The organism is Acinetobacter sp. (genome assembly GCF_049284435.1).
Classification (GTDB): domain Bacteria; phylum Pseudomonadota; class Gammaproteobacteria; order Pseudomonadales; family Moraxellaceae; genus Acinetobacter.
In genome coordinates, this window is sequence record NZ_JBAPXX010000006.1 from 1 (window position 1) to 25427 (window position 25427).

The 25427-nt window shown below is 44.8% G+C and carries 30 protein-coding genes and 1 pseudogene; 8 read left to right on the top strand and 23 right to left on the bottom strand.

From position 1 onward, the window contains the following. The 3 genes from rpmG to WAK81_RS00555 form a co-directional block, all read right to left on the bottom strand. Positions 1-131 (bottom strand): 50S ribosomal protein L33 (gene rpmG / locus WAK81_RS00545; protein WP_053296417.1); only part of this gene is annotated, 131 nt, incomplete at its 3' end. Positions 132-143: 12 nt separating this feature from the next. Then, positions 144-380, bottom strand: a complete 237-nt coding sequence (gene rpmB / locus WAK81_RS00550) for a 50S ribosomal protein L28 (RefSeq protein WP_000048256.1) — start codon at positions 378-380, stop codon at positions 144-146. Between the two features lie 165 nt (positions 381-545). Continuing rightward, complete coding sequence (locus WAK81_RS00555; protein ID WP_422195248.1) at positions 546-1994, bottom strand: coniferyl aldehyde dehydrogenase; 1449 nt, start codon at positions 1992-1994, stop codon at positions 546-548. Positions 1995-2109: 115 nt separating this feature from the next. Between WAK81_RS00555 and WAK81_RS00560 the strand changes: the two genes are divergently transcribed. From WAK81_RS00560 to WAK81_RS00580, 5 genes are all read left to right on the top strand, one after another. Further along, positions 2110-2841: a TetR/AcrR family transcriptional regulator gene (locus WAK81_RS00560; RefSeq protein WP_422195249.1), complete on the top strand. Its 732-nt coding sequence runs from the start codon at positions 2110-2112 to the stop codon at positions 2839-2841. Between the two features lie 48 nt (positions 2842-2889). Then, complete coding sequence (gene purU, locus WAK81_RS00565; RefSeq protein WP_422195250.1) at positions 2890-3756, top strand: formyltetrahydrofolate deformylase; 867 nt, start codon at positions 2890-2892, stop codon at positions 3754-3756. Between the two features lie 192 nt (positions 3757-3948). Further along, positions 3949-4716, top strand: a complete 768-nt coding sequence (locus WAK81_RS00570) for a TonB-dependent receptor (RefSeq protein ID WP_422195251.1) — start codon at positions 3949-3951, stop codon at positions 4714-4716. Positions 4717-4741: 25 nt separating this feature from the next. Next, positions 4742-5365: a MotA/TolQ/ExbB proton channel family protein gene (locus tag WAK81_RS00575; protein ID WP_422195252.1), complete on the top strand. Its 624-nt coding sequence runs from the start codon at positions 4742-4744 to the stop codon at positions 5363-5365. After that, entirely contained in the window at positions 5365-5769 is a 405-nt protein-coding gene (locus WAK81_RS00580) for an ExbD/TolR family protein (RefSeq protein ID WP_004278434.1), read from the top strand. The genes WAK81_RS00575 and WAK81_RS00580 overlap by 1 nt, the downstream gene beginning before the upstream one ends. Positions 5770-5831: 62 nt before the next feature. Here the strand turns inward: WAK81_RS00580 and msrA are convergent, their stop codons facing one another. The 6 genes and pseudogenes from msrA to WAK81_RS00610 form a co-directional block, all read right to left on the bottom strand. Next, complete coding sequence (gene msrA / locus WAK81_RS00585; RefSeq protein ID WP_422195253.1) at positions 5832-6356, bottom strand: peptide-methionine (S)-S-oxide reductase MsrA; 525 nt, start codon at positions 6354-6356, stop codon at positions 5832-5834. Positions 6357-6466: 110 nt separating this feature from the next. Continuing rightward, positions 6467-6928: an META domain-containing protein gene (locus WAK81_RS00590; protein ID WP_422195254.1), complete on the bottom strand. Its 462-nt coding sequence runs from the start codon at positions 6926-6928 to the stop codon at positions 6467-6469. Positions 6929-7031: 103 nt separating this feature from the next. Continuing rightward, positions 7032-8081, bottom strand: a complete 1050-nt coding sequence (locus tag WAK81_RS00595) for a DUF4105 domain-containing protein (protein ID WP_422195255.1) — start codon at positions 8079-8081, stop codon at positions 7032-7034. Positions 8082-8104: 23 nt separating this feature from the next. After that, complete coding sequence (locus tag WAK81_RS00600; RefSeq protein ID WP_422195256.1) at positions 8105-8617, bottom strand: dihydrofolate reductase; 513 nt, start codon at positions 8615-8617, stop codon at positions 8105-8107. Between the two features lie 200 nt (positions 8618-8817). Further along, positions 8818-9660 (bottom strand): thymidylate synthase, encoded by an 843-nt coding sequence (gene thyA / locus WAK81_RS00605; protein WP_422195257.1) that lies wholly within the window; start codon positions 9658-9660, stop codon positions 8818-8820. Positions 9661-9842: 182 nt separating this feature from the next. Next, positions 9843-10335, bottom strand: a pseudogene (locus WAK81_RS00610) (lipocalin family protein). Between the two features lie 395 nt (positions 10336-10730). Between WAK81_RS00610 and WAK81_RS00615 the strand changes: the two are divergent. Beyond that, on the top strand, positions 10731-11246 hold the full coding sequence (locus tag WAK81_RS00615; RefSeq protein ID WP_004729511.1) for a hypothetical protein: 516 nt from the start codon (positions 10731-10733) through the stop codon (positions 11244-11246). 18 nt (positions 11247-11264) lie between these two features. Here the strand turns inward: WAK81_RS00615 and WAK81_RS00620 are convergent, their stop codons facing one another. From WAK81_RS00620 to lgt, 3 genes are all read right to left on the bottom strand, one after another. Then, positions 11265-11651, bottom strand: a complete 387-nt coding sequence (locus WAK81_RS00620; RefSeq protein ID WP_422195258.1) for a hypothetical protein — start codon at positions 11649-11651, stop codon at positions 11265-11267. Then, positions 11644-12036, bottom strand: coding sequence for a hypothetical protein (locus WAK81_RS00625; protein ID WP_422195259.1), 393 nt, complete (start codon positions 12034-12036; stop codon positions 11644-11646). The genes WAK81_RS00620 and WAK81_RS00625 overlap by 8 nt, the downstream gene beginning before the upstream one ends. A 92-nt stretch (positions 12037-12128) precedes the next feature. Continuing rightward, entirely contained in the window at positions 12129-12938 is an 810-nt protein-coding gene (gene lgt / locus WAK81_RS00630; RefSeq protein ID WP_422195260.1) for a prolipoprotein diacylglyceryl transferase, read from the bottom strand. 93 nt (positions 12939-13031) lie between these two features. Here lgt and WAK81_RS00635 point away from each other — a divergent pair, with 93 nt between their 5' ends. After that, positions 13032-13811 (top strand): NRDE family protein, encoded by a 780-nt coding sequence (locus tag WAK81_RS00635; protein WP_422195261.1) that lies wholly within the window; start codon positions 13032-13034, stop codon positions 13809-13811. A 52-nt stretch (positions 13812-13863) separates the two neighbouring features. Here WAK81_RS00635 and WAK81_RS00640 read toward each other — a convergent pair whose 3' ends face one another. The 4 genes from WAK81_RS00640 to tatA form a co-directional block, all read right to left on the bottom strand. Then, on the bottom strand, positions 13864-16116 hold the full coding sequence (locus WAK81_RS00640; RefSeq protein WP_422195262.1) for a PhoX family protein: 2253 nt from the start codon (positions 16114-16116) through the stop codon (positions 13864-13866). 197 nt (positions 16117-16313) lie between these two features. Further along, positions 16314-17090, bottom strand: a complete 777-nt coding sequence (gene tatC, locus WAK81_RS00645) for a twin-arginine translocase subunit TatC (RefSeq protein ID WP_004729521.1) — start codon at positions 17088-17090, stop codon at positions 16314-16316. Next, the gene (tatB, locus tag WAK81_RS00650) at positions 17087-17509 is read right to left on the bottom strand and encodes a Sec-independent protein translocase protein TatB (RefSeq protein ID WP_422195263.1); all 423 of its coding nucleotides are present in this window, start codon (positions 17507-17509) and stop codon (positions 17087-17089) included. The genes tatC and tatB overlap by 4 nt, the downstream gene beginning before the upstream one ends. Before the next feature lie 9 nt (positions 17510-17518). Then, the gene (gene tatA, locus WAK81_RS00655; protein ID WP_004729524.1) at positions 17519-17737 is read right to left on the bottom strand and encodes a Sec-independent protein translocase subunit TatA; all 219 of its coding nucleotides are present in this window, start codon (positions 17735-17737) and stop codon (positions 17519-17521) included. Positions 17738-17923: 186 nt separating this feature from the next. On the opposite strand from tatA, the gene WAK81_RS00660 reads away from it, so the two are divergent. Then, positions 17924-18805 carry a permease gene (locus WAK81_RS00660; RefSeq protein WP_422195264.1) on the top strand — a complete coding sequence of 294 codons (882 nt, stop codon included), beginning with the start codon at positions 17924-17926 and terminating at the stop codon, positions 18803-18805. A 99-nt stretch (positions 18806-18904) separates the two neighbouring features. Here WAK81_RS00660 and rdgB read toward each other — a convergent pair whose 3' ends face one another. From rdgB to WAK81_RS00695, 7 genes are all read right to left on the bottom strand, one after another. Further along, on the bottom strand, positions 18905-19531 hold the full coding sequence (gene rdgB / locus WAK81_RS00665) for an RdgB/HAM1 family non-canonical purine NTP pyrophosphatase (RefSeq protein WP_422195265.1): 627 nt from the start codon (positions 19529-19531) through the stop codon (positions 18905-18907). Between the two features lie 104 nt (positions 19532-19635). Beyond that, positions 19636-20226, bottom strand: coding sequence for a tetratricopeptide repeat protein (locus WAK81_RS00670; protein WP_004647420.1), 591 nt, complete (start codon positions 20224-20226; stop codon positions 19636-19638). Then, the gene (gene metW, locus WAK81_RS00675) at positions 20223-20816 is read right to left on the bottom strand and encodes a methionine biosynthesis protein MetW (RefSeq protein WP_005095565.1); all 594 of its coding nucleotides are present in this window, start codon (positions 20814-20816) and stop codon (positions 20223-20225) included. Before metW ends, WAK81_RS00670 begins: the two co-directional genes overlap by 4 nt. Next, on the bottom strand, positions 20816-21976 hold the full coding sequence (gene metX, locus WAK81_RS00680; RefSeq protein WP_180087113.1) for a homoserine O-succinyltransferase MetX: 1161 nt from the start codon (positions 21974-21976) through the stop codon (positions 20816-20818). Before metX ends, metW begins: the two co-directional genes overlap by 1 nt. A 112-nt stretch (positions 21977-22088) precedes the next feature. Beyond that, positions 22089-23786, bottom strand: a complete 1698-nt coding sequence (leuA, locus tag WAK81_RS00685; RefSeq protein WP_422195266.1) for a 2-isopropylmalate synthase — start codon at positions 23784-23786, stop codon at positions 22089-22091. 489 nt (positions 23787-24275) lie between these two features. After that, positions 24276-24959 carry a Fe2+-dependent dioxygenase gene (locus tag WAK81_RS00690; RefSeq protein WP_422195267.1) on the bottom strand — a complete coding sequence of 228 codons (684 nt, stop codon included), beginning with the start codon at positions 24957-24959 and terminating at the stop codon, positions 24276-24278. Positions 24960-25058: 99 nt separating this feature from the next. Further along, positions 25059-25427: TonB-dependent receptor domain-containing protein (locus tag WAK81_RS00695; protein ID WP_422195268.1), on the bottom strand; the 369-nt coding region annotated here is incomplete at its 5' end.

The following is a 25427-nucleotide window of genomic DNA, read 5'->3' on the forward strand; positions in this document are numbered from 1 at the left end:
ATTACGTGTTGACGGATTTTTGGATCAAATTTTTTGATTTCCATTTTTTCCGGCATAGTACGTTTGTTCTTAGTCGTGGTATAGAAATAACCTGTACCAGCTGAAGAAACTAAGCGAATTTTATCACGCATGGTTCAGACTCCTTAGATCTTTTGACCTTGAGCACGCAGGTCAGCAACAACCTTTTCAATGCCCAATTTGTCGATAATACGCATACCTTTAGTGGTTAAACGAAGACGTACAAAACGTTTTTCGCTTTCTAACCAGAAACGGTGGTGGTGCAGGTTCGGCTCGAACCGGCGCTTAGTTTTGTTGTTGGCGTGTGAGACGTTGTTACCAACGACTGGACGCTTGCCGGTAACTTGGCAAACCTTAGACATGGTGTAACTCCATTGATTTAGCCAACAGCAAATCTGTATGGCCAGTCAAAAATAAACGGATTGAAATCATTCAAGGGGCGTTTTATATCAAAAATGCGCTTAAAAGACAAGCGATTTTCGTCAAAACGCGGCACGAACTATATCGATAGCTCATGCCTTGATCATTTAGCGGAGAAGGGTCTTCCAAATCAGCTTGTGAATCGGTTTATTGAACGGCGGCAGAATGTATTTCAAGCTATACAGCTTTGGATTCGACATTACTGAGCGTTCATGCGACAAACTGAAGAAGCCTTCTGGGCCATGGTATTTACCCATACCTGATGCACCGACACCCCCAAATGGTAGATCGTCCTGCGCAACATGGGTCAGTACCGTATTTTGCCCGAAATGCCCTGAATGGGTACGCTGTGCGACATAATCGGCACGCGCCTGATCAAAGTCGAAGTAGTATAAAGCAAGTGGGCGTGGACGGCTATTAATAAAGTCGATGACATCGTCAATTTGATCATATTCCATGATCGGTAACAGCGGACCGAAGATTTCATGTTGCATGATCTGCATCATCGGGGTGACATTGGTCACGATGGTCGGTGCAATCTTGCGCAGATCAGCCGAGTTTTCACTGCGCGGATTAATTTCAATGACTTGCGCACCCTGTTCGCGTGCATCATCCAGATAACCTTGCAGACGGTTATATTGTTTGTCATTAATAATCGAGGTGTAATCCTGATTATGGGTGATATCCGGATACATGCTTTCGACACAGGCTTTAAAGTGATCAATGAACTCGGCAGTTTTTCCGCGAGGCAGGAACATATAGTCTGGAGCTACACAGGTCTGACCTGCATTCCAGAGTTTACCCACCGCAATCCGCTGCGCAACATCACGCAGATCAATCGAGGGATGTACCAGTACCGGCGATTTACCGCCCAGTTCCAGAATCACCGGAACCAGATTTTCGGCAGCAGCTGCCATGACGGTTTTACCGACTGCAGTTGAGCCGGTAAAAATCAGTTTATCGAAAGGCAAACGACAGAAGGCATCTGAAATCACACCGCCACCATTCACCACAGCGACCAATTCTTTAGGGAAGGCTTCAGCCAGAGCTTTTTCCAGAACTTCACCAAAGGCAGCGGATGCGCTGGAAATTTTGATCATGGCATGGTTGCCGGCCGCCAGTGCGCAAATCAGAGGACCGATCGACAACAACAGCGGATAGTTCCACGGTGCGATAATCCCGACTACGCCCAAAGGCTGATATTGTACCCAGGCTTTTGCCGGCTGATGAATAATGCCGACATGACGCTTGGAAGGTTTCATCCATCGGGTCAGGTTTTTGCTGTAATATTTGATATGTTCCAAGCAGGTAAGCAGTTCACCAATTTTGGTTTCCCCGATTGAACGGTTACCATAGTCCTGATTAATTGCGTCAGCAAATTGATCTTGATACTTAACTAAGATACGCTTAAGTCGAGCTAAACGATCGATACGTTCCTTTGCAGTCGGCAGAGGGTAGTGTAAATAAGCGTGTTTTTGTTGCGCCAAGACTTCATTCAGATATTGGCTATCAAAAAAATGTGGTGTCATTGATGTTGTTTTTGTGTGACTGTTCATGCCGCACTACCATTATTCAAAAATCGATTAATTAATTTTTAGAGCAAATACTCTAATTAGTCAAGTGACTTTGTGTGTTAGCCTGCTAATGCATGAACTGAATGGTTATTTTAGGATGTCCCAAACCAAAACCTTAAAAACTAAAGAGCGTATCTTGCAGCTCAGTTTGCAGCTATTTAACGAGCGTGGCGAACGATCGGTGACCACCAATCATATTGCGGCTGAACTCGGCATGAGCCCGGGTAACCTGTATTATCATTTCCGCAATAAAAATGAAATTATTAAAGAATTGATGGAACAGTACCAGCACCAAACGCTGGAAATGCTGGCGCTGCCGGATGATCGTGCGCTGGATGCCAATGACAAGGTGCATTATTTTCAGGTGCTGAGTAGCCAGTTATGGGCTTATCGTTTCCTGCATCGTGATGTCTATCATCTGGTGGAAAATAACGAAGATTTTCGCAAGATGTATCCACGCTTTGCCGGTCAGGTGATGCAGCAGGGTCAGAAAATCTATAAGGGCTTTGTTAATGCAGGCTTGATGGACATGACCGATTCAGAGATTGAAGCACTGATCATTAACCTGTGGATTGTGCTGACCAACTGGACCAACTTCCTGTATATGTCAGGTCATCTGACCGATTCTAATACGCTGGAAGAAAAATGGGTCTGGCAGGCACTCCGCCAGATGGTATTCTTGGAAGGGGCGTATTTACGTGGTGAAAGTCGTCAAACCTATGAAGGTTTATTGAATAGTTTGGGCTCTTCGGAACTTTTTGCCAGCCTGTCGTCGTCTAAAGACGCTGAATCTGAACAAACTATTCAGAATATCCAAGAAACGCGCTAGAATACTCGGCTTATTTTTTAATTTAACTGATTAGTGACTTAAACCAACATGAATATGACGACTGCTAACACCGCACGTTTATTGATTACTTGTGAAGACAAGCCGGGCATCGTGCAGGCTGTTTCGAGCTTCTTGTATCATCAAGGTGCCAACATTACTGCGCTTGACCAATATGCGACAGCAGCGCAGGGCGGACGTTACTTCATGCGCGTTGAATTTGAATTGGATAATCTTCAAAGTCGCAAAGAAAGTATTACCCAGACTTTTGCAGCGAATGTGGCAGAACGCTATGGCATGCAATGGCGTCTGGCTCTGGTCAGTGACGTGAAAAAAGTCGGTATTTTGGTGTCTAAAGTCGATCATGCCTTGCTTGAACTGTTATGGCGTCATGCGCGTGGTGGTTTGCCTTGTGAAATTACTAAAGTAGTATCGAATCACGAGACTTTACGCGAAGCAGTTGAAAACTTTGGTATTCCATTCGAAGTCGTGCCGGTGACTAAAGACAACAAGCCTGAAGCTTATGCAGAAATTGACCAGTTAATGCAGGGCAATGACTTACTGGTGCTGGCGCGTTATATGCAGATTCTGGATGAAGAATTTGTCAGCAAGTGGGAAATGAAAGTGATCAACATTCATCATTCTTTCCTGCCGGCTTTCGTGGGTGCCAATCCGTACAAACAGGCCTATGAAAAAGGTGTGAAGCTGATTGGTGCAACTGCGCACTATGTGACTGCTGATCTGGATCAAGGTCCGATCATCGAGCAGGATGTGGAGCGCGTGAACCATGACTTTACCGTTGAGCAGTTACGTGAACTCGGTCAGGACGTGGAACGTAATGTATTGGCCCGTGCGGTAAGATGGCATCTGGAAGACCGTATTATTGTCGATGGTAACAAGACTGTCGTTTTCCAATAAGGCTTGCATTGAGTTTTAAAAAGGCATACTTTTAGTGTGCCTTTTTTGTTTTGATGCAAAAAAAGTCAGTCAAAGGTAGGATTAACGGTTGCAAATGAAAACACTTCTCATTTATTATTGGCATACTTTAATTGTGCTAACCGATGAGCTTGATAGTTTGTTCCACATCATCTCCTCAAGGTAATAGATTTAATGAGTCAAGTTGCTGCGCCCCAAATGCCTACACCGCCGAATCAGATGAAAAAGAAAGTCATCTCTATCGTGGCGGCTGTATTGGTTGGGCATGTGGGTGTATTATATGCGATCAGCCAGATGAAAGCACCTGAACTGACACCCATTGATAAGCCACCCTTAAAAGTACGCTTTGTAAAACTCCAGGAAGCGCCAAAACCTTTACCGCCAAAGCCGAAGGTCGAGCCACAAAAAGAGCCGCCTAAGCCTAAAGAAGTCAAAATTGTCGATAAACCGCTGCCACCACCACCGAAAAAAGTAGAAAAAATCGAGCAGGTGAAAAAGGCTGAAGCGCCAAAAGTGGTTAAAGCACCGCCAGTTGAAGCAAAACCAACCCCAAGTCCGGTCGTACCGACAGTGGTCACTGAAACTAAAGTTAAACCGGCACCTGCTCCAGTCGCACCACCTGCGCCTGTGGCACCGCCAGCACCTGCTGCGCCGCCATCCCCGAAAAGTGTATCCATTGGTGGGGGCGTGTCTTGGCAGCGTTCACCAAAAGTCTCACTCTCTGCAGGTGAATTAAAATCAGCCTGTTCGCTGGTGGTAGACGTTTCAGCGAATGAGCAGGGTAAAGTAGTCTCTGCGACTGCACGAAATTCAAGTTGTAGCCCGGCGGTAACGCGCAAAGTAGAAGCAGCGGTACGTCGTGCACAACTCACCAAATATGTTGAAAATGGTGTGGCTTATCCAACCCGCGTGGAACAGCCTTTCGATTTTCAGGTTAAATAACGGCTCACCCATTAGGAGTTCGAATATGAACTTTTCAGTTTATTGGCAACACGCTGATGCAGTCAGTAAAACACTGTATTTCGTGTTATTGGCAATGTCGATTACGACATGGACCATTTTTGTGCTGCGTTTGATGGGCACTCGCCAACTGAAACAGATTGCCTATGCTCAGTTATCTAAGGCATTGGAACAACTGAAAACCAAACTGGCTCCTTTGGGCTTTGAACAGCGTAAGGCAGTGGCAGAACAGGCGCTGTTACGCCAGATTTCAGCAGAAAAAGCCAATGCTGAAAAAGGTGTATCGGTTCTGGGTACCATCGCATCGATCTCTCCATTTGTCGGTTTGTTCGGTACGGTATGGGGTATCTTCCATGCGCTGGTTGCTGTCGGTAAAAGTGGTCAGGCTGGTCTGGCACAAGTGGCAACCCCAGTCGGTGAAGCATTGATTATGACCGGCTTAGGTCTGGCAGTCGCAATTCCTGCGGTACTGGCTTATAACATCTGCGTCCGTGCTAATCGTGGCTTGGCTCATGAATTACAAGATCAGGCACACGGTCTGTTGATTGATACCATGCTGCAACAGGAATCTGCTGCAAAAAAGTCTGATGAAAAAGTAACACAACAGAGTTTCGTGGGAGGTCAAGCTTAATGGCTTTTCAACTGGGTGAAGACAACGATGTAGGCATGAATGAGATGAACCTCATTCCCCTCATCGACATTATGTTGGTATTGATGATCATCTTTCTGGTGACAGCGACCGTTGCGAACCCATCAATTCCATTAACCTTGCCACAAACCACTGCGGAGATTATTGATCTGCCGCCTGAAAATGTCACGATCAGTATCAATGCCGAAGGTGACATTGCCTGGAATGGCGATGTACTGACGCTAGAACAACTTGAAACCCGTTTTAATGAAGCGGGCCAAGCTGAACGTCAGCCGACCATTGTGTTGAAAGCGGATAAAGAATCACGTTATGACTCGGTGGCGCAAGTCATGTCGCGTGCGAGTGGAGCCGGACTCAGCGATATTGCCTTTGCAACCGATAACTAAGATTCAGGTAATAAAAAAGCGACTGATTGCAGTCGCTTTTTTATGTTCACTTTTCATGAATCTTAATGGGTTTTTAATAGGGTCGTAAATTTGCTGCGTAATTTATTTAATTTTGGCGGAATGGCAAAATTACAATAGCCCTGGGTTGGATTCTTGGCAAAGAAGTTTTGATGATAGTCTTCTGCCGGATAGAAAGTCGGGGCAGGGCTGAGTTCAGTCACTACATTGATGCCATCGGCTTTCAGGGCGTCGATCGCCTGCTGCGCCTGTTGTTGTTGCTCATCATTCAGATAATAAATCACAGAACGATACTGGGTGCCGACATCATTGCCCTGACGGTTTAATGTAGTCGGATCATGGGTCGCAAAAAATACGTCGAGCAACTGGGTATAGTTAATCTGGTTTTCATCGAAATCGATCAGAATGACTTCAGCATGGCCAGTATTGCCTCCGCAGACATCATCATAGTTTGGCTCAGTCGTATGACCACCTGCGTAGCCGCTGACGACCTGCTGAACCCCTTGGATCTGTAAAAATACGGCTTCAGTACACCAAAAGCATCCCCCACCGAAAAGTGCCTGTTGCATGGTTGATTCCTCATTCAATTAAATAACTAAATCGGGCTGATGGTTAAATTCCAGCTCATCAGTATGAAAGATAAAAAAGCCTGTCCATACAGGCTTTTTGTAGGGAAGTATTAACGTGGCTGAACAGCACTTTCCAGCTGGATCAAGAGATTCCCATGGCGATCCAGTAATTTTAAGGTTTTACCAAATACCTGATAATGCGTAACTTTAGCTAAAGCTTCATTAAATTTCTGATCAAGCTGATCGTTGTTCATACAGGCCATACGGGTAGTGGCCATTTGGCTCAGGGTCAGAGTGTCTTTACCCGCTGTGTAGCTGCCCATAATCCGGTTACAACTATCTGAACCTGAAACGCGCTGGGTACTGGCATCAAATTGCAGACTCGGAACATTGCGTGCGGTTGGCGCAGTCTTGATTTCAGTATTGCCAATCTGGGTTGCAATCCAGGTACGATTTTGCAAAAGTTGTAAATAATTCGCGGTTTGTGTCGTGGCTGTATTAGGCACAGTTTCGCAGCCCATGACAGTTAAAACCGAGCCTAAAATCGCGATTGTAGTTAATTTTTTTAGCATGAGAGATACTCTGATCATTGACTAGATATTTGTATATAAACAAAAAAATGACCAAGGTTCCAGTTGATTTTGTATCTTTATTGAAGTGTATTTTGCTACACGGTTATCGCATGTCTGGTTTTGGCAGGCCCTGCCGGATCAGTCGAGAATAGTCCTGACTGGAAAGATTAGCGGTCTGTTCTACCCGTGGATTGACATGCGCACGTTGATACCAGGTGTGCATATCCCAAGACTGCTCCAGTACTTTCAGGTCATAGAGATAATTCGGTAAATAGCCGGAGGCAAGCAGCCGGTAATCTGAGGGTAGCTGTTGTTGCGATACCGCCTGAACCATATCAAAGACCAGTGTAGTGCAATTACTGGTCAGGGTATTGTACCATTTTGGCTTTTGGGCCAGTTCATCGGCCTGATGGAGATATTCCTTGAATAGCGCTTTGGCCTGAGCTTGCGGTATCTTTACCGGGAAAAAATAGACCTGTTCACCACGGACATTGCTACGGGTATAGACAATATCCTTTTCATCCGATGCGACCAGACTGAGTTCATATTTTCGGAAAAAGCCACCAATCGCTGAAAATTCTTCATTCTTTTCCTTGCGGATTTCGATCGAGAAGGTGAGCGGTTTCTGATTGGCAAAATCGAAGCTGACCAGGGTATGGGCTATTTTTGGCCCCATCCAGTAGGAAGTGATGATGTTCACGCCAGTAATCTGATTCAGGTTAAAACTACGGCTTTCCCAGCGTTCGATATAGCGACCATCGGCCTGCCAGTCAAAGTTGCGGATATTGTGCAAGGTGACCTGATCACCTTGCTGCTCATAATGCAGGAGCTGAGAAACCTCAGGATTCCATTCCCGATCCTGACGCGCTTCCAGACTAAAATATCCCAGTAGACAGAATAAAAAGGCCAGAAGATAAAGAACGCTATCGACTTGGCGGGAGATCAGATGCCGGGTGAAATAAATCCCGAGAACGACCAGCGCAAAGGTCAGCCAGAGTACAATCAGCATCAAGCTGCCGATTTTGCCGATGGGTAGATGAACCCAGAGCATCAGGCTGAGCCACAGACTCGACAGAATGACGAATAAAGTAAACAGGCTGCCCAGCAGCCACAGACTCCAATGCCTGGAGATGTATTCGCGTCCCTGCATCATTACTTTTTCATGAGAAATAGGTTTTATTTTCTGTAGGTTGCGAACTCAAAAGCAATGCCGGTTTTGTCGTCGATATGTTGCTCGGCAGCGACTTTTTTAAATTCTGCCGGAATCGCTGGATAATAGGCATCACCTTGTACATCCAGTTCGACATGGGTCAGTTCCAGACGGTCTGTAATATCCATGGTTTGTTTAAAGATTTCACCGCCACCAATGATGAAAATGGTTTCAGGCTTTTCTGAAGCTTTCACATCTGTCACGGCCTGACTCAATGCATCTTCAATGCTATAAGCGACTTTGGTGCCTTGAAATGCCCAGTTTGGGTCACGGGTAATGACCCAGTTCACCCGTTTAGGCAGGGTACGCCCCATCGACTCTAGTGTCTTGCGACCCATCACCACCACACCGCCTTGAGTGATTTCCTTAAAGTGCTTCAGATCTGCCGAAATATGCCAAGGCAGATCATTGCCTTTGCCGATACAACGCTGCTGATCCATGGCAACGACGTGTACAACTTCTAAATCTTGAAATGACATGTATTGAATCCTTCTCATCAAACCCAAAGTCCTTCGTGTAATTTTTTACTGGTACGAAGGAGAGGTTAACAATTTATATTGATTGCCTTCACGCTTTAGGGCCGGGAATATATTTTGAAAGGAGTTGGCGATTCACGCGTGGTAAAAGGCCTCTCTCTAGCCCTCTCCTAGGAGGAGGGGGAACTTTATAATAAAGAACATTAAACAGCGACAGGGGCTTTAATTCCTGGATGAGATTCATAACCGACAATTTCGATATCTTCAAATTTGAAATCGAACAGGTCTTTGATCTCAGGATTTAGTTTTAATTGACAGAGGCCTAATGGCTCACGGCTGAGCTGTAACTGTGCTTGCTCAAAATGGTTGCTGTACAAGTGAGTATCACCACCAGTCCAGACAAAGTCACCGACCTGCAGATCACAGACTTGCGCGATCATATGCGTTAACAAAGCATAGCTGGCAATATTAAATGGCACACCCAAAAATACATCGGCACTGCGCTGGTACAACTGGCAAGACAATTTTCCATTGTGTACAAAGAACTGGAACAGGGTATGGCAAGGCGGTAATGCGACCTGACCCGCTTCATTCGGGTTCCAGCCCGATACAATCAGACGGCGCGAATTTGGATTGGTTTTAATTTCATTGATCAACCATTTGATCTGGTCAAAACCATCCTGATTATAACTATTGTCTGCATTTTTGCTGGCACCAAAATTACGCCATTGGTGACCATACACTGGGCCTAATTCGCCTTCCGGACGGCCAAAACGCGCAGTCTGTTCTGCGGTCGCCCATTCATCCCAAATCGAGACTTTATTGTCTTTTAAATACTGAACATTGGTATCGCCTTTCAGGAACCACAACAATTCAATCACGATAGAACGGAAATGAACTTTTTTGGTGGTGAGTAAAGGGAAACCTTGGGAAAGATCAAAGCGCATTTGATGACCAAATACCGAACGTGTACCTGTACCGGTACGGTCGCCTTTATCGCCGCCGTTGTCGAGGATATGTTGTAAAAGGTCAAGATATTGGCGCATAGTTCTCTCTATTTGAATCTGTTGAAAATCGCCGTTTTAACAGCAGAATGGATTATTTTATAATCAATTTTCTGTCGAAAGGGACAATTTAAATTGCGCACATCATAGCATTTTTTGATGAGCTTTCATCGCCCAGATTGAGAATAAAAAAGACCTCCTGATGGAGGTCTTCTGATTGCAGTTTAAGCGGTTTTATTACCAGTATGGACTGTATGAATCAGATCAGACAGATCATAACCTAAGGATTCTGCATAACTTAAATATTCGCGTTGAGTTGCTTCGTCCAGACTGGTACCGCGATGCAATAACCATAAATATTCTTTATTCGGCTCGCCTACAAGCGCCGTCTGATAATCGGGATCGATTTTTAATACCCAGTAATCGCCCTTGGTAAACGGAATCCATCGCAGGCCTTCAGGTAAAAAGCTGACTTCAAGCTTGGCATGTTCTGCATCGACAATGGTCGCTTCAGCAATAGCTTCATCCAGCTTGCCATCGCCATCCAGACAACGGTTCTGAACCCCGAACCTTGCCATTTTCATTCAAGCTATATACCGCAGAAATATCGGTGCTGTCTTCAGGTTGATGCTTCATCGGCAAACGTGCAATTTCATACCAGGTCCCTAAATATTGTTCTAAATTAAAATTTGAAACGGTACTTAAATTCTGACTCATTTTTCTTCTCCGTTTAATTCAATATTAAAAATGCCGCATCGTGTAATACAGGGGTAAAGCTCAAAATGATGTAATCATGTAGTGAAATGTTGTCTGAAAATGGCCGAGCTACTGATTAAATCTACGCGTTTGAGTAGAAAAAATAAGGACTCAATTTGCATATTTCAGGCTAAAAAAGCTTTGCAAGGCATTGGAGTTGGCTTTGCTTTAGATTTTTTTTGCAAAGATGAGGGTTTTTTTAACTGTATTAGAAAGAACGGCTTAATTTGAATGCCGGAAAAATAGACAAATTTATTTACATTTTTAATGTGAAAAATAACATTTAAGCGACTAGTATTCTCGGCTTGTTAACAATATGAAAGCCTAAGTTACAGGCGAGGAGCGGTTGGTAAGGCATGATCTATGATCATCAAGTAAACATGAGCGAAGTACATGCTCCTGTCCAAGCGAATATCATGGTGCGTTCCCAATCGGAGCAAAGACCTAAAAAGTCATCCCAGCAAGCCACTGTCCGTAACGCTTCAGGCGTAAGCAATGGCCATCGTATCAATATCGAGAAATTTACCAGTTATCTGCAAGGCATTACCCGAAATACCAGTACACAGAAATGTGCGCGCAGTATTCGTGTCGGTCTGCAATCTTCTGGTGCGAAAATTGTGAATCATCCGGTCGCAGCGGCAGATTGGGGAAGTACCCTGATGCAGCTGGGCTATAAGAAAATTAATGCTTCTTTTGATCGGCCGAAAAAAGGCGATATCTATATTATTGACCGTACTCAGGGACATAAATATGGACATATCGCGGCTTATTCAGGTAGTGCCTGGGTATCGGATTTTAAACAACGAGATCATGCGGTTTATCGCAATAAAAACGTGACTTATAGTTATTATCGTCTGGAAACTTACTTCTAAGAAAATACTGTGAAGTGATCAGTCTTCAAAACGCTTCGCACGGCTTTCATAGATTGAAACGATAAATAATCCAATCGCGGCAAAGCCCAGACATTGCAGACCTAAAGCAAATTTTGTCCATTGCTCATGTTGCTCGGGCAAATAGCCGAAGAGGGTAATTAAGGCAATGATGGGAATGACCCGGCTCAAGGCGTTAAAGCCATTTGCATAGGGATTGGATTTCGAAATTTTCAGGCGGAAATGGTGCAGTAAATGCACGACAATTCCAAGCGCTAAACTCACTCCAACAAATACCGGATCTAACTGGGCCACAGTCGATGCTGCATAAATCAAAATACAGGTCGCGATGATGACGATGAGTTTGATTTGACGGCTACAGCGTTCGGAATACCAAAATTCAAGCATGTGGTGGCTCTGGATCCTGAGAGTTCTGATTGAGCAGCGACAATGGTGAAAACAGGCAAATCGCCAGAGCCATAAAGGCAATACCCTGTGCACCCGGAATCAGGATTTCGCCCTGTTGCATATTCATAAAAACTAAAGCAATCAATAAGGCAATTGGAATCCAAGTCAGTAATCTATACAGCAAACCGGTCGGGTTTTTGCTGGCAAAGTGGATTTTGCAGTAACGACAGATCAGAAAAATGATGCCGGTACCGACAAACATCAAAATCGAATCTAAGGGCAGTGGTTCCATCCAGTACAAGCCTGTAGCTGTCGCTGCAATCACAATAAAGATCAACAGTTTTTTGAGAATAGATACCTGCGGATTAAACCAGAACTCAAGCATAGTAATGAAAGAATAGAAGATATAATCGGCACTTTAGCATATTTTGAGTATAAAAAAGCGAGGCCTTTACCTCGCTAAATTACGCGATTTTCTCAGCTATTTTTTTGTGGACCCCAGTCATATATTTTCTTCTGGTAGGCATACCACATCATCCACAAGCCAATCAGGATCATTGGCAGGCTCAGGAATTGTCCTTTGCTCATCCAGTCAATAAACAGCTGGCCATTATCCGGCTCACGGAAGAATTCAACCACAAAACGTGCCAGACCATAACCGATCAGGAACAGCGCGGAAACTGCCATACGTGGACGCGGCTTGGAGCTGAACCACCATAGGACAATAAACAGGATCAGGCCTTCACATAGCGCCTGATACAGTTGTGAAGGATGACGAACCAGTTGCAGGGGATCAGTCGGGAAAATCATGCCCCAGGCAAAGTTTGGATCGGTCACCTGACGACCATACAGTTCACCGCCAATAAAGTTACCAATCCGGCCAAACATTAACCCTGTCGGTACGCAAGGTGCGATAAAATCTAGAGTCTGGAACCAGGTCATCTTATATTTCTTGCACCACCATAACATGGCCAAAATGACCCCGAGGAAACCGCCGTGGAAACTCATACCGCCGGTCCAGATCTGGAACAGCCATAAAGGATCGGCCAGGAACTGGGAAAAACCGTAGAAGAAGACATAACCGACACGGCCACCGATGATCACACCGAGAGCGCCGAAGAAGATCAGGTCAGACACCATATCCGGTGTCCAGCCACGTTGTTTGGCGCGAAACGTCGCCAATCCCCAGGCAAATAAAAATGCCAGTAAGTACATCAGTCCATACCAGTGGACTTGTAAGGGCCCGAGCGAAATCGCAACGGGATCAATATTGGGATAGGTGAGCATGCCTGTTCCTTGTGATTCTGTTTTGCACAGATTTTAGCTTAAAGCAAAGAAAAATGTTGTACATTCAATGTGTAAAGATCGAGAGCGTAAATTATGTGTATCGTGGCATTGGCTTGGCGGGTTCTGGATCAGAGCCCATTATGTCTGATTTCAAATCGGGATGAGTTCTATCAGCGTCCTACGCAGGAGCTGCATGAATGGGAGAATAGTCCGATAATTGCCGGGCAGGATCTACAGTCGGGTGGTACCTGGATGGGGATTACGGCTTCCGGTCGCTGGGCGGTGATTACCAATTTTCGTGATGGACAGGACAAAGGGAATTATCCGACTTCACGTGGACATATCATCCAGAACTTTTTAGATTCTGACTTAACTCCCATTCGTTTTGCCCAAGATCTGGAACAACGTCAATGTGACTATGCTGGTTTTAACCTGTTTATCGGCGATCAAGATCAGGCGGTGTATATGAGCAATCGCGGTGAAGCACCACAAGTACTGGCGCATGGCGTCTATGTGGTTTCGAATGGTCTGATGAGCGAAGACTGGTACAAGACCCACCATTTACGTAAACGCTTTACCCAGGAATTTTTACCGATGCTGCAACAACAGGAGATCGCAGAAGCAAATTTGTGTCATGCAGTTTGGGATATTCTGGAAGATGAACGTAAGGTGATTCCTGAACTTCTGCCAGATACCGGCATCTCGGTTGAAATGGAACAGCTGCTGTCTTCGACTTTTATTCAGAGTCCGGTCTATGGCACCCGATGCTCAAATTTTTTGAGAATGCAGCAGGGACAATGGCACTGGATTGAGAAGTCACAACAAGGTGTGACCGCAGGTCAAACTACTGAGAAAATAATTAGCCTGAAATAATCACCGGATATAAAAAATGCCGACAGATGTCGGCATTTTTTCGTAACTGTTTTTATACGGTTGCTTGTTCCAAAGCTTCACCCGCAATGGCACCGCCATCTTTACGGGTAATGACCACAGTCGCAGAGCGAGGTACTTTGCCTAAACGGCTATAACGCTCGCTTTGGTTGGCTGGCCATGCACCTTCTGGATGCTGAACGTTGACAAAGATCGCTTTATAGTCCGGGGTAATGGTCACGCCGGTAATTTCACAACCCGATGGACCAGTCAAAAAGCGACGAACACGATCATTGCTTAATTTGGCACCGACAAAGGTTTCTTGTCCTTCTGCTTTGGTGCTGGCGGCAATCGCTTTAGCACCATCACCCACAGTACCTGGTAGTGCTGCCAGCATCATGCAGTTGGTTTCATCTGTGTACTGACCATCATCCGTCTGAATCCACAGAATACCGCGAGGATCGAACCACATGCCGTCCGGGCTGGAGAAGTCATTTAAATCATCCAGACCTGACAGGTTGATGTTAGAGGCAGCACGTGCTTCTGCACCGAATAAGAAGATATCCCAAGTGAATGTGGTGGCATTGACTGCATTCTCAGCTTCACTAAAACGAATGATATGACCATTCATATTACCTGAATTGCTAGCTGACGAGCCTTTAAAGTCGATGTAGCTACGTGGGTTGGCAGCATCAGTTTCATATGCACGACCACGGTTGCTGTTGTTGGTTAAGGTTACATACACTTCACCATTTTCCGGATTGACGGCAACCCATTCTGGACGGTCCATTTTGGTCGCACCAACATGGTCAGCAGCAAGACGGGCATTGATGACGATGTCATCTTGGCCTGCAAATGGATAGATTTCATTGGCAGCAGTTAAACCATTTTTGCCATGAGTAAGTTCTAACCATTCACCTGTACCGTCATCATTGAATTTAGCGACATATAATGTCCCTTTATCCATGTATTTATCACCAGCGGTATAACCACCATTGACGTCTTTTGGATCCCAGACTGCTTCAGAAACAAATTTATAGATATATTCGCCTGTCGCATCATCACCCATATAGAAAGCTAATGGCTGACCCGGAATAGGGTTACTACAGCGGCAGTCTTCGTGTGCAAAACGACCCAGTGCAGTACGTTTAACTGGACGTGTAGTCGCGCTAAATGGATCAATCTCTACAATGAACCCACAGGTATTCATGACATTACGATAATCTGCTAAAGCATTTGCGCCTTTAACTGAAATATCCCAACGATCATAAAGTCCTTTATCACCGGTTAATTCAGCAATAGGAGTATTCCAACGGTACTGAGACGAACGAGCATCAGTACCGCCACGACCATAACGTGATAATGAAATTTCTTCTTTTGCAATAGCGCGGGTGTCATTGGCTTGACGAGCGAAATAACCACTCCAGTTTTCTTCAGCCGTTAAGTAAGTTCCCCATGGCGTATAACCATTACCACAGTTTGCAAAGGTACCGCGAGTCAACGTCCCATCTGGTGAGAAAATAGTTTTGACTAAGTCAGAACCACGCGCTGGTCCATTAATTTCCATTTCGGTTGCTGCAGTGATACGACGGTTAAAATTAGAATTCAAGTTGATTTTAACGTCTTGTGTATTTGTATCTTTGCTAATCTCAATAACAGAAACACCGTGCGCATTCACTTCACGGAGCACCTGATCTTCTGGGCGTACGCCATCGATGGTAATTGTACTTTCTGGTGTATGGAGCTGAGACTGTTGTAGGTATTCGTGGTTTAAAACAAGTAAACCTTGTGTTGATTCTTTGGCAGCATAATTTTTGTTGGTTGGATGCATACCGAAGAAGCTCATACCATCATGGTTATCGCCTGAACGGAACTGGTAAGAAGCACCAGAAGCTAAGGTCGTATCTGTCTTTTCTGGATAAGCAGGGTTGATTGGATCGCCTACTGCATATAGCACTTTAAGTTCATAACCTTCAGGAACACTAAAGAAGTTTTGAGTATTCTTGCGAACCGGCTCAAAGGCTAATTTATTCGGACGTGCTTTTAGATCACTCCAGGCATGTTGATCTGGGCTAGTGGTGTCTGGCGGTGTAGTTGGATTATTGTCAGGAGTACCAGAATCATTATCATCATCTGAACAACCACTTACTGTTGCCGCAAATGCTAATGCCATTGCCCCACTTGTAGTTTTCGCAATAAAGCTGCGGCGACTAGTATATTGATCCAGAATCGTTTGGAAGTGCGTGTTATTTGAGTTGTTACTGTCTTCAACCAGATCCTGGCAAGGTATCATGTCTTCGTTTTTCATTTTAAAGTCCCAATTAAAAAATAAGTGCTTGGTGGTGTAGAAGTTTTTAATACCTTAAGCTTGGGATATGACAGTAATCTTAAGAAAATATTGCATTAAAGTTAAATAAATCAGTATCTTATTGAAATCTAAGAAACAAAAAGACAGCCAGAGCTGCCTGAGTAAAACGATATTTTTTTTGTTTTGGCTGGTTATTGTTATTCAGTCTTTAAACGGCGTTTTTCAATCAGTTTCCCTGCCAGTAAACCCAGTTCAAACAGCAGCCACATCGGGACAGCCAGCATGATCATCGACAGGGCATCCGGTGGCGTCACAAACATTGCCACAAAGAAGCAACCCACAATAATAAAGCGCCGTTTCTCGATCAGAGTCTGTGTCGAAACTGCGCCAATCAAGATCAGAACCAGGGTAATAATGGGAATCTCAAAAGTAAAACCAAAGACCAGAAACAGCTTTAAACAGAAGCTGAGATAACTGTTGATGTCGGTCATCGGGGCCACAGTTTCAGGTGAAACACTGATAAAAAAATGCAGAATCGAGGGCAATGCCACAAAGTAGGCAAAGCTGATCCCGGTATAAAACAGCACGATACTGCCGATCAAAAGCGGCAAGGCCAAGCTCTTTTCTTTGGCATACAGCGCAGGCTTAATAAAGGTCCAGAGCTGATACAGGATAAAAGGCATCGCGATCATCAGTGCGACAAAGAAGTTCAGCTTAAAAGGTGCCATGAACGTTGCAGTGACATCTGTGGCAATCATAGTCGAGCTGGCAGGTAGCTGTGCACGCAAGGGTTCGGACAACCATTGATAAGTCTGATTGGCAAAGGGTAATAAGCAGAAAAACAGGCCAATCAGGACAGCAACCACTTTAAACAGATGCTTTCTTAAGATGATCAAATGCTGGGTAATCGGCATCTGTTCAAGGTTCAGCGCTGCAGCATCATTTGAGGCTGGTGTGGTCGGCAAGGATGTCATACGGCCACCTTCATTTCTGTATAGTGTTGTTCTGAAATCACGGTTTGAATTGCTGTAGGCTTAGGTAAATACACGGAGGATACAGGCTGTATCACCGGCTGATAGCTGAGCAAGGGCTGAGCAGACTGAGGTTTTATTTTTAATTGATCAGCTGCAATCGGCTGCTGCAAATCTGCCATTTGTGCCTGCATCTTGGCTTCCAGTTCCTGAATTCGTTGCATTTCAGCCTGCATCTGTTCACGTAGCTCAGACAGGCGCAATTCACGATCAAGATCATTCTGAACGTTGCTCACCATACGCTTGATCTTGCCGTACCATGTTCCGACAAAACGGACTGCTTCCGGAAGCTTATCTGGCCCAAGAACCAAAAGCGCAATAATCCCGAAAATCAGCAGCTCGGTCATTCCGATATTGAGCATAGCGAACTCTTAACTTTTAACCGAATGTTCAGGAGTTTTGACCTGGGCATCAATGGTGCGTGGCTCTGCAAGCTTGGCCTGTTCAGCCTCTTCATCCTTTACTGATTTTTTAAAGTCTTTAATCGCGCCGCCAACGTCTTTACCCAAATTTTTAAGTTTCGATGTGCCGAACAATAAAATCACCACAATTGCAAAAATCAGCACATGCCAAATTGATAATCCTGCCATTAGTTTATCCTCTATATTTCATGCACCTATCTCAGCAGGCTTGTATGACAGCGCAGTGACGTTTTGATGACAGTTTGCCGACACGGCAGCAGGGGAATGAATCACTCATATAAAAAATTTCATAATTCAATGAAAAGTATGCTGTGCTAGCATACAGCCTGATATGGAAATCTCAGCAGCATTGTCATGGCCTTGATTCTTCCCCTCCTGTCTTTTCTGATCGGTTATTGGGGTGTGCAATATTTAAAACCGGTTCGACCTCTCTTGGCAGCTTTACTGGCACGGGTCCTAATTCCGGTACTGATTATCTACAATATGGTGTTTTATCAAGAGGGCAGTTTGTGGCTAATTGCCTTCAGCTTTTTCTGTTCCTGTGTGTTCTTTGCCTTATTTTATTTCACCCTGAAAAATAAACTGCGTGCCTTATGCCTGAGCTATTTAAATGGGGCATGGCTGGGGATCCCTTTTGCACTGGCAGTTTTTGGCCCGCAAGCGACCAGTACCGTGGTGGCGCTGTACATTGGTGGTTCTTTGTTTGGCAATGTCTGCGCCGTGATGGCAGTCAGTGAAGCCAGACAAGATAGTGGCTATATTTTAAAGAATGTGCTGCTCTCACCTCCAGTGGTCGCTTTATCCATGGCGGCTTTATTGTCATTTTGGGATTTGAGTTACTGGCAGCAAGTGTCTTGGGTAGAGATGCTGTATCAGGCCAATAAAGTGCTGGTGACTTTTAGTGGCATGTGTGTGCTGGGAATGTGGCTGAGCAATGTGCGGATCAGCCGCTTTGATTTACAGCGCAGTCTGCAACTCATTTTTTATAGGGGGTTGTTTGCTGTTTTACTATGTGGCGCAGCTTATTTTTATTTGCCTATTCCACAACAGACGCTGACTTATGCGGTAATGCTGATGTTCTTTTTATTGCCGCCTGCAGCCAATATTGTGGCACTGGAAACCCATTATCAGGGAACAGGCCATTCCGCCAAATATATTGCCTCAGGAACTTTGGCCAGTGCGATCTTGATTGCCCTATATGGGGCGGTCGTGCATGTATTGATGCCTACACTATAGATTCCCTCTCCTTTTAGGAGATGAGTAGCACTGCTGCGCAAGGGAGAGGTGAATAATCCCTCCCAACCTCCCTTTTACTAAAGGGAGGAGATCAAAAGCTTACTTCGCTAAACTTGCCTTAAACAATTTCATGGCTTGTCCACGATGACTGATTTTATTCTTTTCTTCCTTGCTCATTTCTGCACTGGAAATACCCAGTTCAGGCAACCAGAACAGCGGGTCATAACCAAAACCATTTTCACCACGTGCTGCCTCTAGAATCTCGCCTTTCCAGATGCCCTGGAAAATTTGTGGGAGCGGATCTTCAGCATGTTGGACTAGTGCCAGTACGCAAACAAACATGCCTTCAATCGCTTCACCATCTTGACGAAGCGGTTTGAGATCGGCCAGCAGTTTTTCATTATTGGCGGCATCGTTGCCATGCTCACCGGCATAACGAGCCGAGTAAATGCCGGGAGCGCCTCCAAGAACCGGCACACAAATGCCTGAATCATCCGCAATAGCAGGTTTTCCGGAAATTTTAGAAGCATGGCGAGCCTTAATAATGGCATTTTCGACAAAACTTAAACCATCTTCGATCGCATCTTCGATATTCAATTTGCCTTGAGCCACGACTTCAACCGGCAGTTGTAGCTCGGCAAACAGTTTTTCAAACTCGGCAATTTTACCTTTGTTATTACTCGCCAATACCAATGTGCCTTGGGATAACCAGTCAGTTGTAGCCATGTCAAAAACTCATTATTAGATAAAGAATGGGCGCTATTTTAGCAATGGATCAGGAACTTGCGGCAATAAAAAAGCACCCGAAGGTGCTATTTATACCATTCAGCTTATTGTGCCTGAATCCATCTGTCGGCACGGTCACGAGCCTGACGGATCTGCTCTTGGGTCAAATTCGCCGCCAAGGCAGTTTTTCTGCCTTCCGACAGCGTAATCACCTTATTGTCGAGCATGCCATCACGGGTAGACAGTTCATACCACTGGTACGCGCCCATGTAGTTTTTCTTTTTCTCTTCCATCATTGCCAGGTTAAAGCTGGCACGGTTATCGCCACGGCTTGCTGCTTTTTCAAAATACTGACGGGCCAGAGCTTCATCTTTTCTGGTACCAATGCCATCTGCCAGCATACGGCCGACATTCAGCTGAGCAACCGCCAGACCTTGGTCTGCCGCTGCCTTATACCAGGCAAAGGCCTGTCGTTCATCTTTTTGAATGTCTTTACCATACTGGTATTTGGTGGCCAGATAAAACTGTGCACCAGCCTGACCGGCTTTCGCTGCTTTGGTCAGACTATTGATATCCATGATGGAATACTGAGCCGCTTGACTGGCAACAGAAGGACTAGGTGCAACATAATCTGCATGGGCTTGCATGCCAAAAAGTCCAGCCAGTAGCGTCGTACTTAATAATAATTTTTTCATAGCGCGCTCACTCGATAAATTGCGACTTCACCAAATAGATTAGGGAGATGCTTGCTCAGCAAACTATCTTCTTGATTCCCGTTCACAGCGAGTCGATTAATAATTTTGATGTTATTTTCCGCACAAAGTGCTTCAAAGTCACGAAATGTACATAAGTGGATATTCGGGGTGTTATACCACATATACGGCAAGGCTTCAGAAACCGGCATTTTCCCTTTGATTGCCAAGAAAGACCGGGTCTTCCAATGCGCAAAGTTCGGAAAGGTAATAATGGCCTGTTTCCCCACACGCACCATATCACGCAATAATACGTCAGGTGCATCTACAGCCTGCAAAGCTTGTGCCATGACCACATTGTCAAAAGACTGGTCGGCAAAACGGCTTAAACCGAGGTTTAAGTCCTGCTGGATGATATTTAACCCGCGACTGACCGCAATTGCAATCTTTTCCTGATCAATTTCTAATCCGTATGCACGAATATCGTGCTTTTTACTCATTTGTGCCAGCAGTTCACCATCGCCACAACCGAGGTCAAGTACGCTAGAGCCGGGCTTAATCCACTTTTCAGCGAGTTGTTGATCGATACGCATTATACGGCCTCCTTTGGTGTTGCTTTCAGGTGTTCTTCACCACCCAGGAATGCACGCAAAGATTTTACATAGAGCGGAATAGGAAACAGGAAAGAGTCATGACCCTGTTCAGCATCAATATCCAGATAGCTCACAGGTTTGTGATTGCTAATTAAGGCATCCACGATTTCTTGCGAGCGGGCAGGAGTAAAACGCCAGTCAGTCGTGAATGACACCACCAGGAATTTGCACTGGGTATTGGCCATGGCTTTTTTGAGTGACTGTTCATATTCACGCGATGGATCAAAATAATCCAGTGCTTTGGTCATGATCAGATAGGTATTGGCATCGAAGTTACGGCTGAACTGCTCACCCTGATAACGCAGATAGCTTTCGACCTGGAATTCGACATCGAAGCCATACATAAATTTGCCTGATTTTAAATCACGACCAAACTTCTGCTTCATGGCTTCTTCGGACAGGTAAGTAATATGACCAACCATACGTGCCAGAATCAGACCACGTTTTGGATAGCTGTCATTTTCCAGATAACGGCCATTATGGAAATCTGGGTCTGACAAAATCGACTGACGTGCCACTTCGTTAAAGGCAATATTCTGTGCAGAAAGCTTTGGAGCGCTGGCAATGATCACGCACTTTCTTAAACGGTTTGGATAATCCACTGACCATTGCAATGCCTGCATGCCACCCAGTGAACCACCAATGATGGCATCCCAGGTATCAATCCCTAAACGATCAGAGAGCAGGGCCTGGGTTTTGACCCAGTCGCGTACCGTAACCAGTGGAAAATCCGGGCCATAAGGACGGTTATCATTTTCAGGGTTTGGCGAGATCGGGCCGGTAGAACCGCTACAGCCACCAATATTATTCAGTGAAACCACAAAGAATTTTGAAGTATCAATGGCTTTGCCGGGACCAATACATGAATCCCACCAACCGGCTTTTTTATCATCTTCATGATGATAGCCAGCAGCATGGTGATGGCCGGAAAGAGCATGACAAATCAGAATGGCATTGGACTTATCGGCATTGAGTTCGCCATAAGTTTCAACCATCAGTTCAAAACGTGGGAGGATGCGACCGCATTCAAGCTCTAACGGCTCTTCAAATTGGAACTTTTGTGGGACAACAATGCCCACTGAGTCAGCTGGAAAAGACACGGGGAGGATTCGCCTTAAATCTTTAGTATGAATAATAAAAGGATACCATTTGCCGGTATCCTTCTAAAGTCATTTTAGTGCTATGAATTATCGCTAATTCTAATACAGCCGTTTAGACCGCAGCAGCAATCACCTGATCAGTGCTTAACACACCCTGATCAATCAGGCGGTTGGTCGAGGCAATAATCGCTTCGATAGAAGAAGTCACAATGTTGTCATGTACCCCGGCACCAAAGGCAGATTTACCGGTACCTTTCACTTGAAGTTCGATCAAGGCCAAGGCTTTGGCATGTGCACCCGAACTGATGCTGCGCTCTTCATAGTTTACCACGTCAATTGGTAACTGAAGTGCATCCAAAATCGCAGAAATTGGACCATTGCCTTCACCACGAACACGACGTGACTGGCCATCAATTTCAAGATCAAGCTCAATCACCTGATTGCCGTTATCATCCGACAATTTGTAGTTTTTCGCAGAATAGTGAACGTTTTTAGCATCCACATAGGTTTCCTTGAACAACTTCCAGATTTCAGTTGCACTGATTTCAGTGCCTTGCTCATCGGTACGTTTTTGTACGATCTGAGAGAATTCAATTTGTAAACGACGCGGCAAAATCACGTTGTAGTTAGATTCTAACAAGTAGGCAATACCACCTTTACCTGACTGTGAATTGACACGAATCACGGCATCATAGTCACGGCCCAAATCTTTCGGGTCGATTGGCAAGTACGGCATATCCCAAATTTCTTCGTTCTTCTGGAATTCGAAACCTTTTTTGATCGCATCCTGATGCGAACCCGAGAATGCAGTAAACACCAAATCACCGGCATAAGGATGACGCGGGTGCACAGGTAAACCGGTACATTCTTCCACAGTCGCAATGATTTCATTGATGTTGGAGAAATCCAAGTTTGGTGCTACGCCTTGGGTATACATGTTCAAGGCAATCGCAGCCACGTCGACGTTACCGGTACGCTCGCCATTACCAAACACACAGCCTTCGACACGATCAGCACCGGCCATAATCGCCAATTCTGAAGCGGCAATGCCACAGCCACGGTCGTTATGACAATGCACAGAAATGATCACGCCGTCACGACGCTGAATGTTACGGTGCATCCATTCGATTTGATCGGCATAGATGTGTGGGCCTGAAACTTCTACCGTTGCAGGCAAGTTCAAGATCACTTTATTGGTCGGTGATGCTTCCCAGATCTCAGTCACAGCATCGCAGACATCTTTCGCAACTTCTAATTCGGTTGCAGTAAAACATTCCGGGCTGTACTGAAATACGAATTCAGTTTCCGGTTGTTTTGCGGCATATTCTTTTACTTTCTGTGCAGCATTGATCGCTAACTGTTTTGCACCTTCAACATCAACATTCAAGACTTTATTGCGGAATGTCGGCGAGTTGGAATTATAGATATGCACAATGGCACGTTTTGCACCTTGTAAAGATTCAAAGGTACGTTGAATCAAATGATCACGTGCCTGAACCAATACCTCGATATAAACATCATCCGGAATATGACCTTCTTCAATCAATTTACGGGTGAAATCGAAATCAATTTGCGATGCTGACGGGAAGCCGATTTCAATATGCTTGAAACCGATTTTCACCAGCATCTGGAACATCTTGAATTTCTGCTCCATGTTCATTGGCTCAAAGATCGCTTGGTTACCGTCACGCAGGTCGGTACTCATCCAGATTGGCGCTTTGCTGATTTCATTGTTCGGCCATTGACGGTCTGGAAGATCGACACGGTGGTACATGCGACGATATTTTTTACTTGGATCAGCCAACATCATGAGAGAGCTCCTTGTGTAGTCTGGCGTACCGTGATCTTGGATGAAGCGGTCGCGGGGACTACGGCATAGATTTTGTCTATAATTGTGTTCATGCGAGGGAAGCAAACGGGTGAAAAACGGGCGAATATTTGTTTGAAATATTGCTGCACTGGATTTGCCGGATCGCTGCATGAGTACCCTATAATTTACAGTTTAATCCAGTTGATACGAAAAGTTTTTGCTTTTTTAAAAGAATCCAAGATTATTTTAATAAATTTTTCTTTATTTTGTTATTTTTTGCAAATAATTTTCATTTTTCATGGAAATATATTAATTATTTATCTATAAATTACCTAATTGTTTTATTTTTTGATCATCTAGACATGCTTTGAATTCTACACTCATTGAGCAGTCTGGGAGTAAAAAAAGTACTTGAAATAAAAATATTTTTAGTACTTTGTGCATAAACTGGAGAGGGGTTTCGGTTGTCTAGAGAACGAGGCTGCCGGATTACAATTCGGACCACATACGGATCAGGTTGTGATAGATATTGGTCAGTCTCATGACTTCCGGATAACTGTCCCCTTGCTCTTTGCGAAGCTGACGGATGCTTTCGTCCAGAGTAAACAGCAGATGTCTCTTTTGATCTTCACGAATCAGGCTCTGTACCCAGAAAAATGAAGCAAAACGTGTGCCCCGAGTAATACTGCTGACTTCGTGTAAACTGGTAGAAGGGTAGAGGACCATATCACCTGCTGGCAGCTTCACTTCATGATAGCCATAAGTATCTTCAATCACCAGATCACCGCCTTCATATTCTTCGGGTTCACTGAGAAATAAAGTACAGGACAGGTCGGTGCGAAGTTGCTGATGTGTTCCCCGGATCAGACGAATTGAATTATCGACATGAAAACCAAAACTTTCATGCTCATCATAACGGTTAAAAAGCGGGGGAATAACCTGGCGTGGCAGGGCGGCCGTCTGGAAAACCGGATTTTTCCAGATCGCCTGAAGCACCAGCTCACTGAGCTGATGGGTTAAAGGGTCCTGTTCGGAAAGTTGTTGATTCTGTTTGACCGAGGCGGACAGGGTGCCTGCCGTGATTTTTCCACCGACCCAATCTGCTGTTTCCATCAATTTACGGAATTCGGCGACTTGTTCTTTAGTTAAAACTTGAGGAATGTGATGAATCACAGCGCATATCCTTTTAAATTGATCATGATAAAAATAGCCTCATAGAGAGGCTATTTTAGATCAGTTTAAGTTAATTCCATAATTATTTTATGGGATTTCTTAGTACTTGAAGTTGATTGCCAATACTGCGTTACGGCCATCAGCTTCGTTAGCATAATGTGCAGCATGCGCACTGGTGAAATAACGTTTATCTGAAATGTTATTTACATTCAGCTGCAAGTTCACATTTTCGTTCACATCATATTTCGCCATCGCGTTATAAGTCGTAAAGGTTGGCAAAATTTTGGTTGAGGTCGTCGCAGTATTTGGATTGGTATTGGCAAACACCTGATCGCGATATTGCACGCCAGCACCTAAGGTGAGTTTAGGCAGGACCTGGTAGGTGCTCCACAAGTTGGCGCTGTGTTTGGCCACGAATGGAAGCGGACGACCTTCTTGGGCAACACTATTGTAAGCCGCTTTGGTTAA